A 16,114-nucleotide genomic window follows, 5' to 3' on the forward strand; every position below is an offset into this window, starting at 1 on the left:
GTGTTGTCGGGCCACAAAGCGACATTCCCCTTGCGGCGGTACCCCGGTTGCGCTGAGATGGCCCGTCTCATGGTGAGCCCGGGGCGGGGAGGGAAATGAGCGACGTGGCCGAAACAGTGCCCCGTCCCACCCACGTGGTGGGGCAGCAGGCGTGCCGGTGTGGTGCCCCGGTCGGCGCGGGTGGCCCGGGAGCCGCCGAGGAGAGGTTCCGCGGGCTGCTGGAGGCGGCGCCGGACGCCATGGTCATCGTCGACGACACCGGCACCATCAAACTCGTCAACGCCCAGACCGAAGCACTCTTCGGCTACCGCCGCGAAGAACTCCTCGGCCACCCCGTCGAACTCCTCGTCCCCGACCGCTTCCGCACCCACCACACCACACACCGCAACGCCTACGCCCACAACCAGCAAGTACGCCCCATGGGCGCCGGGCTCGACCTCTACGGACTACGCAAGGACGGCACCGAGTTCCCCGTCGAAATCAGCCTCAGCCCCCTGGAAACCGCCGACGGCCTCCTCGTCTCCGCCGCCGTACGCGACGTCAGCGAACGCAAGGCCGCCGAGGAGAGGATCAACGAGCTGGCCGCGCTGGTCGAGTCCTCACAGGACGCGATCCTCGCCAAGACCCTCGACGGCCACATCACCTACTGGAACGCGGCGGCCCAGCGGTTGTACGGGTTCACGGCGGCCGAGGCCATAGGACGCCACGTGTCCATGCTGGCGCCGCCCGACCGGCACGACGAGATCACCGCGCTGCTCGAGCGGCTGCGCCAGGGTGAGAAGGTCGAGCACTTCGAGACGCTGCGCGTCACCCGCTCCGGTGACTTGCTGGACGTCGACGTCACCCTGTGGCCGACCCGCGCTCCGGACGGAACGGTCGTCGGGATGTGCGCGATCGTCCGGGACATCAGCGACCGCAAGCGCGCCGAGGCGGAGCTGACGGAGTTGTACGAGCAGCAGCGGCACATCGCCCTCACGCTGCAGCGCAGTCTCATGGGCACACCGCCCGCCGTCCCGGGCCTCGCCACCGCCAGCCGCTACCGGCCCGCGACCCAGGGCGCCGGCGTCGGCGGGGACTGGTTCGACCTGATTCCGCTGGGTGCCGGCCGGGTCGGCGTACTGATCGGCGATGTGATGGGCCGCGGGCTGGAGGCCGCCGCCGTCATGGGCCAGCTCCGTTCCGCCTCTCACGCCCTGGCCAAGACGGGGCTGCAGCCTCGTCAGCTCATGCAGGCGCTGGACACCGTCGTCGCCGATCTCGACGTCCCGGACCAGTTGGTCACCTGCTGCTATCTGGTCATCGCCGCCGATGTGGGTGAGGTGACCATTTGCTCCGCCGGGCACCTGCCCGTTCTCGTCGCCGTCCCCGGTGAGGGTGCGCGGACCCTCACCGCTCCCGTGAACGCGCCCCTCGGCGTCGGCGGCGTGATCTACGAGCAGTGCTCCACCACGATCGAGCGGGGCGCCACCCTCGTGCTCTACACGGACGGTCTGGTCGAGACTCCGGGCAGCGACATCGAGGACCAGCTCACCCAGCTCGTCGCCACCCTCGACAAGCTCGCGACCGCGGCCCCCGACCTGGAAGCGGTCGCCGACCACGTCCTGACGACCCTGCTGCCCGACGCCGACGGCCACGACGACGTCACGCTCCTGCTGACGCAGTTGCCCGCCGCGCCGCTGGCCACGGCCGCGACGGACCTGCCCGCCGTGCCGGAGTCCGTACCGACGGGCCGTGACTTCCTCGACAGGATGCTCGCCAGATGGGACTGCCCGGCCAGGAGGGACGACGCACGTCTCCTGCTCTCCGAAGTCCTCACCAACGCGGTGCGACACGCTCAGGGGCCGATCGGAATGCACATGTGCCGCACGGACACCGACCTCACTGTCGAGATCAGCGACAACAGCCCCCACCTGCCCCAGCCTCGCCTCGCGGCCGAGGACGAGGAGTCCGGGCGCGGCCTGGTCCTCGTCCGCGCCCTGGCCGACGACTGGGGCGTACGCCCCACGGACGAGGGGAAGACGACGTGGTTCAGCCTCAAGTTGTGAGGATGCGCCCCAGGGACGGGCGGAGCTCTCCGCCCGTCCCGGAGTCGATGGACCTCAGGCGCCCCAGGCCCAGTCGGCGACCTCGGGCATGTCCAGACCGTGCTCGCGGATCCAGGCATGGTGACGGGTGCGGGCATCGACCATCTGCTGGCGCACGTCGGCGGCTCGAACGGCGAGTCCGGGTACGCGGTCGATGACGTCCATCACCAGCCGGTAGCGGTCGAGGTCGTTGCGGACCACCATGTCGAACGGCGTGGTCGTCGTGCCGGACTCCTTGTAGCCGCGCACGTGCAGGTTCGGATGGCCGGTGCGACGGTAGGCGAGGCGGTGGATCAGCCACGGGTAACCGTGATACGCGAAGATGACGGGCTTGTCCGTGGTGAAGAGACCGTCGTACTCGAAGTCGGTCATGCCGTGCGGATGTTCCTCTCGCGGCAGCAGCCGGGTCATGTCGACCACGTTGACCACACGGACCGCGAGCCGGGGCAGATGGCGGCGGAGCAACTGCGCGGCCGCCAGCACCTCCTGGGTCGGCACGTCGCCCGCGCAGGCCAGCACCACGTCCGGCTCGGCGCCGTTCTCGGTGCCCGCCCACTCCCAGATCCCGGCGCCGCGCGCGCAGTGGACACGGGCCTGGTCCATGGAGAGCCAGTCGAAGCACGGCTGCTTCCCCGCCACGATCACATTGACGTAGTCCCGGCTACGCAGCGCGTGGTCGGCAACGGACAGCAGCGTGTTGGCGTCCGGGGGCAGGTAGACACGCACGACCTCGGGACTCTTGTTCAGGACGTGGTCGACGAAACCGGGGTCCTGGTGGGAGAAGCCGTTGTGGTCCTGGCGCCACACGTGCGAGGTCAGCAGGTAGTTGAGTGAGGCGACCGGGGCGCGCCAGGTCAGGCTCCTCGACGTCTTCAGCCACTTGATGTGCTGGTTCACCATCGAGTCGACGATGTGCACGAACGCCTCGTAGCAGGAGAACAGTCCGTGCCGTCCGGTGAGCAGGTAGCCCTCCAGCCAGCCCTGGCAGAGGTGTTCGGACAGGATCTCCATCACCCGTCCGTGCCGGTCGAGGTGTTCGTCCACCTGAAGCACTTCGGCCTGCCAGGCCTTGCCGCTGGCGTCGAAGACGGCCTGGAGCCGGTTGGAGGCGGTCTCGTCCGGCCCGACCAGGCGGAAGTCCCGCCGGGCGGTGGTGTCCTTCATGATCCGTTCGAGGAGGTCACCGAGGACGCGGGTGGGCTCGTGCAGGGTGACGCCGGGCTTGTCGACGGGCACCGCGAACTCGTCCAGGGGCGGGATGGGCAGGTCACGGACGAGCAGACCGCCGTTGGCGTGCGGGGTCGCGCCCAGCCGCCGGGTGCCCGCGGGGACGCAGGCCAGCACGTCGGCGCGCGGGCGGCCGTCGGCGTCGAAAAGTTCCTCGGGCCGGTACGAGCGCAGCCACGCCTCCAACTGCCTGAGATGTTCGGGGTTTTCGCGGACCCCCGGCAACGGGACCTGGTGCGCGCGCCACGTGCCCTCGACGGGTTCACCGTCCACCTCCGCCGGCCCGGTCCAGCCCTTCGGGGTGCGCAGCACGATCATCGGCCAGTGTGCGCGGTCCGTGTTGCCCGCCTGGCGTGCCGTCTGTTGCAGCAGGGCGATGCGGTCCAGCGCCGTATCGAGGGCTTCCGCCATGGCCCGGTGGACGTGGACGGGGTCGTCGCCGCTGACGTGGATCGGCTCATGACCGTATCCCCGTAGCAGCGCGTCGAGTTCGGGCTCCGGGAGGCGGGACAGCACGGTCGGGTTGGCGATCTTGTAGCCGTTGAGGTGGAGGATCGGCAGCACCGCACCGTCGTTGACGGGGTCGAGGAACTTGTTGGAGTGCCAGGAGGCGGCCAGCGGCCCGGTCTCCGCCTCGCCGTCGCCGATCACGCAGGCGACCAGCAGATCCGGGTTGTCGAGGGCGGCCCCGTACGCGTGGGCGAGCGAGTAGCCCAGCTCGCCACCCTCGTGGATGGAGCCCGGTACCTCCGGCGCCACATGGCTCGGGACACCGCCGGGGAACGAGAACTGCCGAAACAGCTCCGCCATCCCCGCGGCGTCCCGTGTGACGTCCGGGTAGGTCTGCGTGTAGCTGCCCTCCAGCCAGGAGTTGGCGAGCACGGACGGCCCACCGTGCCCGGGTCCCCAGACGCACAGCGCATCGAGGCCGCGTGCCTTGATGACGCGGTTGAGGTGGGTGTACACCAGGTTGAGTCCGGGCGAGGTGCCCCAGTGGCCCAGCAGTCGCGGCTTGATGTGCTCGGGCTTCAGCGGCTCGGTCAGCAGCGGGTTGGACATCAGGTAGATCTGGCCCGCGGCCAGGTAGTTGGCGGCCCGCCAGTGGGCGTCCAGGGTACGCAGTTCCTCGTCGGTCAGTGTGGTGTCGCTCTGGTGTTCGGCCTTGGACATGGGTGACTCCACGGGTCGTCTACGGTGCTCGTCGGGCTCGGCAGGCACCAGCCTGCCGGTACGGAGGCCGCCGGTCATGCCTGCTGGGGTACGACGGCGACGGGGCGGGTGCGTTGGTGCGGCACGATGCCGGAGGTGCGACCGGAGTCGCGGGCCGAAGTGCCCCGGGCAGCGGCGGACGCCCACGACCAGCGGGCCGGCGTCGTGGGAGGCGTCCAGCGGCGATCCCCATGAAGGCCATCATCGCGATCCCGGCGAGGACCGCAATGCGGCGTACGAGGCCGCCTGGCCGGGTCGCGGCCGATGCCGGCCAGTGGGGCCATGAACGGTCCCCCCGGCCAGGCCGGGACCGTCGGCCGTCGGCCGGGCCCCGTGACCTGCCGGTCTCTCACCGGACGGGCAGTTCGGGCCGGACGAGCGTGCCCGACCTGCCGTGAATGATGTCGTACGCCGCGTCGAGGGCGCCGATCGCGGCGAGGCCCCCGGTGCGTTCGACGAACTGCGCCGCGGCCTGTGTCTTGGGCCCCATCGAGGCGTCCGGGTACCGACCGTCGCGCAGTTCGGCGGGGGTGATGTCGAGCACGGGCCGCTGGTCCGGTGTGCGGTAGCCCTCGTAGACGTACGGGACGTCGGTGAGGATGAGCAGGAAGTCCGCCTTGAGGTCCTCGGCGAGCAGCGCCGCGGTGTGGTCCTTGTCGATGACGGCCTGCGCACCGCTCAGCGTGCCGGTGACAGGGTCGGCGGTGACGGGAACGCCTCCGCCTCCGGCGCAGACGACCAGCGTGCCCGCCGTGAGCAGTTCGCGGATGGTTTCCGTCTCCATGACCAGTTCGGGCGCCGGCGAGGCGACGACGCGCCGCCAGCCTGTGGTGTCGCGCGCGATGTGCCAGCCGTGCCGACGCGCCAGTGACCGGGCGAGTTCCGGCGAGTACACCTGGCCGACGAACTTCGTCGGCCGACGGAAGGCGGGATCGTTCGCCCGTACCAGGGTGTGGGTGACGAGCGCGACGACCCGGCGGCCCGGGAGGGCGTTGTGCAGGGTGCGGACCAGCAGGGAACCGATCAGGCCCTCGGTCTGCGCGCCGAGCAGGTCCAGCGGGTAGGGAGCGCGCAGCGTGGGGTCGGCGGCGCTCTCGACGGCGAGCAGACCGATCTGCGGGCCGTTGCCGTGGGTGATGACGAGTTCATGATCGCGGGCCAGCGCCGCGAGGGCGGTGGACACGCGGTCGATGTTCGACCGCTGCACTTCCGCGTCGGGGCGCTCACCCCGGTGCAGCAGGGCGTTGCCGCCGAGGGCGACGACGATGCGCATGGTTCAGTCCTCCATGGTGGCGGGCAGGGACGGCAGGCAGCGAGCGCATCGACTTCGCGTCCGGGTTGCCGGTGGCGCCGCCGGCGCGGCGTCCTGTCGTCGCCCTGGTGCGGAAACAGACGGCCGCCGCAGAGCCGGTCCAGGCACGATCCTTCTGCGCGCGTGTCGCCTACGGAACGGACCGGGCGTCCCTGGCTTCAGGGCCGAATGGCCCTACCGGGGTGGGGTCGCACGCCGTTCGATGGAGGCCGCTCCGCTCGTCGCGCCAGGCAGCCGCCCCGACCGCGACACCCACTGAGGTACGGCCCCCTACGGAAGACCGCCATGTCCACCGAGAACCCCGATGACACCGCCGCGAAGCCACGTCACAGCGTCCGCATCGACGCCGCGGAGGCGCTGCGGCTGGTGGGGCAGGTGTCACTCGGCAGGCTCGTCTTCACCCGGCACGCACTGCCGACGATCCGTCCTGTCAACCATGTCCTGCACGACGGCGACATCGTCATCCGCACCCACGAGGGCGCGGCCCTGACCTCCCGCGCCCAGGAAGCGGACGGCAAAGGCGTTGTCGTGGCGTACGAGGCCGACTCCATCGACCCGGACACGCACCTCGGCTGGAGCGTCGTGGTCACCGGCTACGCCCGCCCTGTCACCGATCCGGTCGAACTCTCCTACTACCGCTCGGTGTTGAGCCCCTGGGTCAACGGGACCATGGACCATGCGTTCCGTATCCGCCCCGACCTGGTCACCGGCATCCGGCTCACCGCCCCGCCCGCCGAGAGCTAGGGTCTCCTCCCCGTCGATCAGGCGTGCGGGACGACGGCGACCGGGCACCCGGCGTGGTGGAGCAGGGCGTGCACGACGGAACCGATGTGTGTGCCGAGGTGCACTTCCCCCGTCCGGCGCCCCACGACGACGAGGCAGGCGCCGGCGGAAGCGCGTACCAGTTCCGTGGCGGGCCGCCCCTCGATGACGGTCTCGGCCACCGGGACGTCGGGGAACTTCTCGCGCCAGGGGCGCAGCATCGCGACGAGGGCGTGTTCCTTCTCGGCGAGCGGTTCCGGTTCGGCGAGCGGTCGCGGTTCGGGCGCTGTGCCCGAGCGGCCGGCGGCTGCGTGCGTCGGCCCCGCACTGAAGGCATGGATCACGTGCAGCGCGGCGCCGCGCCGCCGCGCGGAGTCGAAGGCGAACCCGATCGGTTCGTCAGCGGGGTGCCGGACGTCCAGACCGAGGACGACGTCACGGTAGGGGATCTCGGGTATCTCGTGGGGCGAGACCCCGTTCAGGGCGGGCAGGTGTTCGTCGGCGGAGGTCTCCCCGGCGCGTACGAGTACCACGGGGCCCGGGGACCTGGCGACGACGCGCTGGGACACCGAGCCGACCACGAATCCCGTGATGGGGCCGAGGCCACGGGATCCGAGGACCAGGACCTCCGACTCCTCGGCCGCCGCGACAAGGGCGGTGACCGCGGACTCGGCCGGCAGCAGTTCCTCCGTCGGCAGCCCGGGACGCGCGACACGGACGCTGCGGACCGCTCGCTGCAGGATCTCCTCGGCCAGATCGCGCCGGGTGGCGTCCGCCGGCGCGGAGGGCACCCGGTTGGGCTGCGGCGTCCAGGCGTGCATGAGCCGCAGCGTGCCACCACGGCGCAGGGCTTCCCTGGCGGCCCAGTGGGCGGCGGCGAGGCTCTCGTCGGATTCGTCGACTCCTGCGGTGACGTACCGGACCATGGTGCGCACCTCCTGCGTCCGGGCTCTCCTGCCGAGTCGAGCTTTGTGCAGGTGCGGCCTTCTGCGCAGGGGCCGCACAGACTCATCAGGGGGCCGGGTGGCCCATGGTCCGCGCCGGTACGCGGGGGACACGCTGAAGGCGTCGGGTCCCCGATGCATCAGGAGGCTGTCATGCCCGCTCCCACGACAACCAGCACGCTGCGCGCTCTGCCCGCCGAGCACCGCGAGCGGTTGATGCACACCGCACGTGAGGTGTCCTTCCCCCAGGGAACGCGGTTGTTCGAGGAAGGAGGGCGTGCCGACCGCTTCTGGATCATCCGCACCGGCACGGTCGACCTCGACATGCACGTGCCCGGCCGACGAGCCGCCGTCATCGAGACCCTGGGCCGCGACGAACTGGTCGGCTGGTCCTGGCTGTTCGGCCCACATGCCTGGCACATGGGCGCGGAGGCGACGACCCTGGTACGGGCCTACGAGTTCGACGGCACGGCGGTCCTCTCGATGTGCCAGGACGATCCGCTGCTCGGCCTCGCTGTCGCCCGTTGGGTCGGCGGCATCGTCGCCCACCGCCTGAACTCGGCCCGGACACGGCTGCTGGACCTCTACGCCCCGTACGGCAGCGGGCGCTGATCCCGTACGTACGGTGAGGAGATGCCATGCACGGCAGTCCGCTCATCGTCAGTGACGTGATGACCCACACGGTCGCCGCCATCGGCCGCCGCGCGCCCTTCAAGGAGATCGTGCGGATGATGCAGGACTGGAAGGTCAGCGCCCTGCCCGTCCTGGAGGGCGAAGGCCGCGTCGTCGGTGTCGTCTCGGAGGCCGACCTCCTGCCCAAGGAGGGGGTCCGCGACGGCGAGCCCGGCCCGGGTGGTCCAGGGTTCCCCGAGGCAGGGATCGGCCAGGCCGAAAGCAGCCCCTTCGCCCGGCTGCGCGGCCTCACCCGCCGCCCCAAGGCCGACGCGGTGACGGCGGGCGACCTGATGACCTCTCCGGCTCTCACCGTCCGCGCGGATGCGACGCTCGCGCAGGCGGCGCGGACCATGGCCCGCGCCAAGGTCAAGCGGCTGCCCGTCGTGGACGAGTTGGGGATGCTGGAGGGCATCGTCAGCCGGGGGGATCTACTGAAGGTGTTCCTGCGGCGCGACGAGGAGATCGCGGAGGAGGTCCGGCGGGCGGTGGTGTCGTATCTCTTCCCCGCGCCGGTGTCAGCCGTACGCGTCGATGTGGAGGACGGGGTCGTGAAGCTCGGCGGCCGCATCGGTGACACCTCCTTGGTCCCGGTGGCCGCGCGGTTGGCGCGGGCTGTCGAGGGCGTCGTGGATGTGGAGTTCGACCTCGTGGAACCGGCGGCCGGTCCGGCGTAGACCCGCACCGAGCACAGTCCACGGCCGGTGTTCGCCGATCTGTCGCCCACCCCGGCTCCGCCGGAAAAAGCGGTCGGCCCCAGGTGGGAGGACCAGTGAGGAAACGTCGAGGTACCGTTGGGGCCGGTCGGCCCTAGTGCTTCCGGTCCCCGGCAGGTGATGATCTCGGCACCGGCAGTCCGCAGTCCGTCCTCCACCGGAAACGAGAGGTCCTCATGGCCGAGGCACGCACCTTCACCGAGCAGAACCCGATCCGGGTCTTTCTGCTGGACGACCATGAGGTCGTACGTCGCGGCCTGGCCGACCTGTTGGACGCCGAACCCGACATCTCGGTGGTCGGGGACGCCGACACGGTTGAGCACGCCCTCGCCCGTGGCCCGGCGGTACGGCCGCACGTGGCCGTCCTCGACGTGCGTCTCCCCGACGGGGACGGCATCACCGTCTGCCGTGAGCTGCGCAGCCGGATGCCGGAGCTGGCCTGCCTGATGCTGACGTCGTTCGACGACGAGGACGCGCTGCTCGACGCGATCATGGCCGGGGCCTCGGGGTACGTCCTCAAGCAGATCAGGGGCTCCGATCTGCTCTCGGCGGTCCGCACGGTCGCCTCCGGGCAGTCCATGCTCGACCCCGCGACAACCGCCCGGCTGATGCGCTCGCTGCGCGCCGACACCACCGAGCAGCCGACGATGGCACCCGAGCTGGCCAGCCTGTCTCCGCGCGAGCGGGACATCCTGGCGCTGATCGGAGACGGACTCACCAACCGCGAGATCGGCAAGAAGCTCTACCTGTCGGAGAAGACCGTCAAGAACCACATCTCCCGGCTGCTCGCCAAGCTCGGCGTACAACGCCGTGTGCAGGCCGCGGTCCTCGCCTCCCACCTCGAACCGCCGACGTCCGGGGACCGCTCCGCCCTGTGAGCCCGGGACGTTAGGGCCGACGAGAGGCCGCATGGCCCCTGCTCGCTTCCCTCCCGGGACGCCACGCTGGGACTGGTCATCGACCAGCCCCGCGGATCCTCGCAGTGGGGCGGGGAGGAGTTCCGATGAACTCGGCGAGTCTGGACGTCGCGGCCCTGGAGACCCTGGTCTCCGCCGCGGTCGCCGCGCCCAGCATCCACAACGCGCGGTCCTGGCGGCTCCGTCTCGACCCGGACTCCGTCACGCTCGAGATCCGCACCGCGACGGACCATGCGCCACACCACGTCGACCCGGCGGGACGCGCCCTGCATCTCGCGGCGGGTTGCGCGGTTCTCAATCTGCGGGTGGCGGTGGCGCACTTCGGCTGGGAACCGGTCACCCGGCTGCTGCCCCGGCCCGATGAGCCTGATCTGCTGGCCACGGTACAGATCGCCGGCGGGAGCGGGAACGCCTCGGTCCTCGGCCTGTACGACGCTCTGTGGCGCAGGCACAGCAGTCGCTTCCCGTTCTCCGGCCGACCGCTGCCCGGTGCCGTGCTCGGTGAACTCGCCGACGCGGCCCGCGCCGAGGGAGCACTGCTGAGCCGCCCCACGCGACAGCAGACCGAGCGTCTGCTGGAGCTGACCGGGGAGGCGGAAGGCCGCACCATGGCCGGCCGGGCGGCGGAGATCCGCCCCTGGGCGCGCGGTCCGCACCCCGCGGCCCTCGACAGGCCGGCGGAGCCATTGGGGCCGCAGGGCTGCCGGGACCGGATCCCCCGAGGCTTCCCCGCGCACCGGCACCCGGCCGCGGGGGCGGTTCGGCGCTTCGAGAAACGGCCCCTGCTCGCCGTGGTGACCACCGAGCACGACCAGCGGATCGACTGGCTGCGTGCCGGTCAGGCACTGGAGCGGGTCCTGCTGGTGGCCACGGCTCACGGCGTACGGACTTCGCTGCTCCACCAGGCTCTCGAGTGGCCCGACCTGCGCGCCCGCCTCAGGCCCTGGTCGAGCGGCCTCGGTCACGCCCAGATGGTGGTCCGTCTCGGTTACGGTCCGGAGGCCCCCGCATCGGCGCGCCACGCCGCGCAGGAGGTGCTGGCGCCCCAACGGGCAACGCTCTCCCCGTCGCGACGCCGATCACGTTCTCCCAGGCTCGGCTTCTCCCCCACGCTCGGCTTCGCCTGAGCCGGGGTACCGGCCGAGGGCACCGTGCGGTCAGCCGCCCACCGGCTCCACCGGGACACGCCACACCAGCCGTGTCCCGCCGCCCTCCCGACGTTCACCCAGCACGAACGTGCCGTCCAGTGCGAGGGCACGCTCCTGAAGATTCCTCAGCCCACTGTGCGCTACGTTTTCGGGCACCCCACAGCCGTCATCGGACACCGTGAGCGTCAACTCGCCCTCCGCACACCGCAGATGGACATCGACCGAGCGGGCCCCGGCGTGCCGGGCCACATTGCTCAGGGCCTCGCCGAGCACGGCGATCACATGATCCGCCACGTCTCCGGGGACGTCCGTGTCCACCAGCCCTTCGATCCTCAGCGCGGGGCTGAAGCCCAGCGAGCCGGCCGACGCCGTCACCGTCTCGGACACCCGCATGCGCAGCCCGGCCTCCTCTTTCGCTCCGCCGCCATGCGCACGGAGCCCGAAGATGGTGGACCGGATGATCTTGATGGTCTCGTCGAGGTCGTCGACGGTCCGCGACAGCCGCTCCACGGCCTCGGGGTGGTCGACGAACCGCTGCGTGCTCTGCAGGGTCATGCCGGCCGCGAACAGTCGCTGGATGGCCAGGTCGTGCAGGTCGCGGGCGATCCGGTCACGGTCCTGCAGCAGCGCGATCTGTTCCGCGTCCCGGCGCCGCTCGGCCAGCTCCAGCGCAAGCGCCGCCTGCCCGGCGAACCCGAGCAGTGGGCCCGAGTCCGCGTCCGTGAACGGCGTACGCCCCTCCGCGCGTCCCAGCAGCAGCACCCCGATGGACTTGCCGCCCGCGCCCAGTGGCACCCCGACCACGGGCCCCAGCCCGGTCCACAGGGCCGACTCGGCGTCGATCCGGGAATCCTGCCGGATGTCGGCGCTGACCACCGGTTCCGATGTGCTCAGGACGGCTTCCACGAAACCGTCCTGCCCGGACATCACAAAGCCGCGGCGCCGCTCCGCAGCGAGACCGACCGCGAGCAGCGGCTGCAGTACGTCCTCTCCGGGCACCCGCTCGGCGATCATCCCCACGTCGGCGGAGGCGATCTCCTGCGCCCGCTCCACGATCAGCTCCAGCACGCCCGTGCTCGGCTCACCCGACAAAAGGGCGCTGGTGACCTGGGAACTCGCCCTCAGCCAGCGCTCCCGCAGCCGCGCATCCTCGTACAACCGGGCGTTCTCGATGGCGACACCGGCCGCCACCGCCAGAGTGGAGAGCACCGACTCGTCCTCGGCGTCGAACTCCGCGGCGCTCCGTTTCTCGGTGAGGTAGAGGTTTCCGAAGACCTGGTCGCGCACCCGGATGGGCACGCCGAGGAAAGAGCGCATCGGAGGATGGTGGGCCGGGAAACCGTAGGAGGCGGGGTGCTCCGAGAGTTCGGAGAGCCGCAGCGGCTCCGGATGGCGGATCAGTTCCCCGAGGATGCCGTGCCCGCTGGGCAGGTCCCCGATCTCCGTGCGCTTGTCCTCGCTGATGCCGACGGTGAGGAACTCCGAGAGCATGTGGTCGTCGCCGATGACGCCCAGCGCGCCGTACTCGGCGTCCACGAGTACCACGGCCGCCTCGACGATGCTCCGCAGCACATGGGGCAGATCCAGCTCCCGGCCGACCGACAGCACGGCCTCCAGGAGGTTGTGCACCCGGTCCTGGGTGCCACGTGCCGCGTCGATGCGGGCCTGCAGCTCGTCCAGCAGTTCATCCAGCCGCAACTTGGGCAGGTGCTGCTCCGAGTGCACGCTCCCTTCCCCGCTCATCGCTTCCTCCGACCGACTCACGCAGCCAAGGTGCGGATCGACGGCACCTCTCCGGCCCTCACGATACTGGGTGACACACGCGATCGAAGACCCGCGCTCACCTGGGGCGGCCTCTTGGACCTCCGCCGCGACAAGATCACTCCCCGTGCCGGACACGGGGACACTACTGCGAGAGAACCGATCCTTCCAGTGCGCGTTGCATGCCACCCCCTGTCCGGTTTGCCCCTACTGTGCTGTGAAGACGCCCGACGGTTCGGACACTGGAGGTTGTGGTGGCGGATGCGGGTGGTCCGGGGGCCGGACCGGGGCGGGCTCGACGAGCAGGCGGTGTGGTGCTGGGCAGCCGGCCGTCCCACTCCGTGCGCTTCGCCCGGCGCGCTGCGGCCTCCCCGGCGGCCGATCGGACGGTGGTCCGCTGGCTGTGCGTCGCCGCCGCCTACGCCTGGCGTCTGGTTCTCGTCGGATTCGTCGTCTACGGCATCTTCACCGTCCTGGGCCGCTTCCAGCTCATCGCGGTGGCCCTGTTTCTCTCGCTCATCATCACCTCGGTCCTGCGCCCTCCCACCGATCTGCTGAGCCGATGGATCCCCCGTCCCGTCGCTGTGGCCGTCGCCCTTGTCGGCAGCCTGCTGCTCCTGCTCGCCCTGTTCGCCCTCGTGGGCAATGCGGTGGTGGGCGAGTGGGCGACGCTGTCCAAAGAGTTCCGCGGCGGCATCCAGCAGATCGAACACTGGCTCGAGCGCCCTCCGTTCCGGCTCAGCCCCGGCAGGCTCTCCGAACTGCACAAGCAGATCGTCCACTATCTCTCCGTCCACCGCGCCGGTCTGCTCAGCGGTGCGGTCAGCGGCCTCGGCCGGGTCGTCGAAGTGGCCACCGGTGTCGCGCTCTCGCTCTTCGCGTCCGTCTTCTTCCTCCACTCCGGCGAACGCCTGTGGTGCTGGGCGCGCGACCAGTTGCTGCCCCGGTCCGCGCGGCAGGTCTGGGACAGGGCGGGGCACGCGGCGTGGCGCACCTTCGCCGGGTACACACGCGGCATCATCATCGTGGCGGCCAGCAACGCCGTGCTCGTGGGCATCGGCCTGCTCGTGCTGCGGGTGCCGCTCGCACTGCCGCTCACCCTGCTGGAGTTCTTCGCCACGTTCGTACCGCTCGTCGGTTCGCCGGTCGCACTCAGCGTGGCCACCGTGATCGCCCTCGCCGGGCGCGGACCCATCATCGCCGGGGCCGTGCTGCTGATGATCGTCATCATCGGGGAGATCGAGGGACATGTCCTGCATCCCCTCGTGCTGAGCTGGGCGGTCCGCCTGCACCCGCTCGTGGTCGGCGTCTCAGTGATCGCGGGCAGCATCGTCGCGGGCGTGATCGGTGCCATCGTGGCGGTCCCGTTCGTCTCCGTCGTCTGGGCAGTACTCCAGGCGCTGCGGCCGGCGCCCACCTGACGGGCGGCAGATACCCACGGCACGCCGTGTCGTGCCACGCTGACCTGGAAGGGGCGGCGGCACGTCGGCCTGGAGCACGGGAGGCGATGTGGTCCCTGACGAGCGCGATACACGTCAACCCGGAACAGAACACTCACGGGGACTGAGGCGCAGGAAGTTCCTCGAGGTGTGCGCAGGCGTGGGGCTCGTCTCGGCCACTGCGGCCGCCTGCGACCACTCCCCTCCCGCACGCGGAGGTCACCGGGCCTCCGCATCCCGCCGGCCCGAGGCGGAACGGGACCGCCCGGGGACACCCGATTGGCGTATCCGGTCGCAAGGGCCTCCCGCGGCTGTCGCCGGCTACACCGACCGAGTGAGCGTTACACCGGGCGAAGAGTGCGGTCTGTTCGTCTCGACGACGGCGGCCTCCTTCCGTGTCTCGGCGTTCCGCGTGGGCTGGTACGGCGGGGCCCAGGCCCGGCTCGTCTGGTCCTCCGGGCGCGTCCCGGGCCGCGCGCAGCCGGGACCGCGCATCCTGTCCGGCACCCGCACAGTGCGCGCGGACTGGAAGCGCACTCTCACGTTCGGCACGGCCGGGTGGCCGGAGGGCGCGTATTTGCTGCGGTTGGAGGCGGACAACGGACATCAGCGCTACATCCCGCTCGTGGTGCGCTCCGCGCAGGGCGGTGGCCGTACGGTGCTGATGCACGCCCCGGCCACCTGGCAGGCGTACAACCAGTGGGGCGGCTACAGTCTCTACGCCGGCGCCTCCGGCGCGTATGCCACCCGCTCCCTCGCCGTCAGCTTCGACCGGCCCTACGACGCCGAGGGTGCGGAGAAGTTCCTGGTGTACGAACGGGCGGCGGTGGTCCTGGCCGAACGGCTCGGAATCCCCCTGGCGTACACCACCGGCATGGACGTGCACCGCGACCCGGGGATCCTGCACGGCGCCAGCGCCGTCATCTGCCTTGGCCACGACGAGTACTGGACCCCTGAGCAACGGCAGCACGTCACCGCGGCACGCGACGCCGGCACCAATATCGCCTTCCTTGGCGCCAACACCTGCTTCCGTCGCATCCGGCTCGAAGAGAACGGGACACGACCCGAGCGCACGGTCGTCTGCTACAAGTCCTCCGTCCGGTCCGACCCCTGCTACTCGACTCACCCCACCCTGGCGACGACCGACTTCCGCCAGACACCGGCGGCCGACCCCGAGTCGTCACTCACGGGCGTGCTCTACGAGGGTTACCCGACGGACGCGCCGTATGTCGTCCACGCGGCGGATCAGTGGGTGTACGAGGGGACGGGCGTACGAGCCGGAGACGGCTTCGACCACCTGGTCGGCGTCGAGTACGACCGGGTCACCCCGGGTGCGCCGGTCCCCGAACCGCTCGAGATCACAGCCCACTCGCCCCTGGTGTGCAACGGGCGGCGCAGCCACAGTGACTCGGCGTACTACACGGTCCGCAGCGGCGCGGGCGTCTTCGCCACCGGCACCATGCGCTGGGTGGAGGGGCTCATGGCAGGTACCCCCGACGGCGGCCGCGACCACGGCATGGACGCCCGTACCCGCACCTTCGTGACCCGCACGACGGAGAACCTGCTGCGCGCGTTCGCCCAGGGCCCTGCCGCTCACCACCGTCCCGCTCCGCGCACGAACGTCGGTGAGCTGTACAAGAGGGGCTCGGCCTGAATCCGACATGGCAGCGGGACGGCCAGTAGGGCCGTCCCACAGCTACCTCACACCCGCCGGACTCCACGTTCCCAGGCCGTCGACCAGGGGGATTCCAGAAGTCCGGCCGGAGTACTAGAAGACTCATGAAGATCTTGTTGAGGGGCTGTCCGGCCGCAGGCCGGGCGGCCCCTTGGTCTATGCGGTGGCCGCGCTGATCGTCCAGGTGCTGCCTGCGCGGGTGAGTCCGAGGTTGATCAGTCGGCGGAGGTTGAGGGCGGCGGCTCGGG

General features: G+C 71.0%; 12 protein-coding genes. 8 read left to right on the forward strand and 4 right to left on the reverse strand.

Features of this window, described 5'->3' with window-relative positions:
* The first annotated feature begins 95 nt into the window (after positions 1-95).
* Positions 96-2,045 (forward strand): PAS domain S-box protein, encoded by a 1,950-nt coding sequence (locus ACWDEX_RS33990; RefSeq protein WP_450468324.1) that lies wholly within the window; start codon positions 96-98, stop codon positions 2,043-2,045.
* A 54-nt stretch (positions 2,046-2,099) separates the two neighbouring features.
* Here the strand turns inward: ACWDEX_RS33990 and ACWDEX_RS33995 are convergent, their stop codons facing one another.
* Positions 2,100-4,481: a phosphoketolase family protein gene (locus ACWDEX_RS33995; protein ID WP_450468325.1), complete on the reverse strand. Its 2,382-nt coding sequence runs from the start codon at positions 4,479-4,481 to the stop codon at positions 2,100-2,102.
* A gap of 388 nt (positions 4,482-4,869) precedes the next feature.
* Entirely contained in the window at positions 4,870-5,793 is a 924-nt protein-coding gene (locus ACWDEX_RS34000) for a carbamate kinase (protein ID WP_450468326.1), read from the reverse strand.
* A gap of 324 nt (positions 5,794-6,117) precedes the next feature.
* On the opposite strand from ACWDEX_RS34000, the gene ACWDEX_RS34005 reads away from it, so the two are divergent.
* Positions 6,118-6,576: a pyridoxamine 5'-phosphate oxidase family protein gene (locus ACWDEX_RS34005; RefSeq protein ID WP_450468327.1), complete on the forward strand. Its 459-nt coding sequence runs from the start codon at positions 6,118-6,120 to the stop codon at positions 6,574-6,576.
* Between the two features lie 17 nt (positions 6,577-6,593).
* Here ACWDEX_RS34005 and ACWDEX_RS34010 read toward each other — a convergent pair whose 3' ends face one another.
* A complete protein-coding gene (locus tag ACWDEX_RS34010) occupies positions 6,594-7,520 on the reverse strand; it encodes a universal stress protein (RefSeq protein ID WP_450468328.1) in 927 nt (308 codons plus the stop codon).
* Between the two features lie 171 nt (positions 7,521-7,691).
* Here ACWDEX_RS34010 and ACWDEX_RS34015 point away from each other — a divergent pair, with 171 nt between their 5' ends.
* The 4 genes from ACWDEX_RS34015 to ACWDEX_RS34030 all read left to right on the forward strand — a co-directional run bounded on the left by ACWDEX_RS34015 (position 7,692) and on the right by ACWDEX_RS34030 (position 10,970).
* Complete coding sequence (locus ACWDEX_RS34015; RefSeq protein WP_450468329.1) at positions 7,692-8,150, forward strand: cyclic nucleotide-binding domain-containing protein; 459 nt, start codon at positions 7,692-7,694, stop codon at positions 8,148-8,150.
* A 26-nt stretch (positions 8,151-8,176) separates the two neighbouring features.
* Positions 8,177-8,887, forward strand: coding sequence for a CBS domain-containing protein (locus ACWDEX_RS34020; protein ID WP_450468330.1), 711 nt, complete (start codon positions 8,177-8,179; stop codon positions 8,885-8,887).
* A 215-nt stretch (positions 8,888-9,102) separates the two neighbouring features.
* The gene (locus tag ACWDEX_RS34025; RefSeq protein ID WP_450468331.1) at positions 9,103-9,804 is read left to right on the forward strand and encodes a response regulator; all 702 of its coding nucleotides are present in this window, start codon (positions 9,103-9,105) and stop codon (positions 9,802-9,804) included.
* A 125-nt stretch (positions 9,805-9,929) separates the two neighbouring features.
* Positions 9,930-10,970 (forward strand): Acg family FMN-binding oxidoreductase, encoded by a 1,041-nt coding sequence (locus tag ACWDEX_RS34030; RefSeq protein ID WP_450468332.1) that lies wholly within the window; start codon positions 9,930-9,932, stop codon positions 10,968-10,970.
* Between the two features lie 30 nt (positions 10,971-11,000).
* Here the strand turns inward: ACWDEX_RS34030 and ACWDEX_RS34035 are convergent, their stop codons facing one another.
* Entirely contained in the window at positions 11,001-12,734 is a 1,734-nt protein-coding gene (locus ACWDEX_RS34035; RefSeq protein ID WP_450468333.1) for a GAF domain-containing protein, read from the reverse strand.
* A 272-nt stretch (positions 12,735-13,006) separates the two neighbouring features.
* Between ACWDEX_RS34035 and ACWDEX_RS34040 the strand changes: the two genes are divergently transcribed.
* Both ACWDEX_RS34040 and ACWDEX_RS34045 read left to right on the forward strand, forming a co-directional pair.
* The gene (locus ACWDEX_RS34040) at positions 13,007-14,173 is read left to right on the forward strand and encodes an AI-2E family transporter (protein WP_450468334.1); all 1,167 of its coding nucleotides are present in this window, start codon (positions 13,007-13,009) and stop codon (positions 14,171-14,173) included.
* An 88-nt stretch (positions 14,174-14,261) separates the two neighbouring features.
* Positions 14,262-15,845 (forward strand): N,N-dimethylformamidase beta subunit family domain-containing protein, encoded by a 1,584-nt coding sequence (locus ACWDEX_RS34045; RefSeq protein WP_450468335.1) that lies wholly within the window; start codon positions 14,262-14,264, stop codon positions 15,843-15,845.
* Positions 15,846-16,114 lie beyond the last annotated feature (269 nt).

Source organism: Streptomyces sp. NPDC001020, from assembly GCF_053599115.1.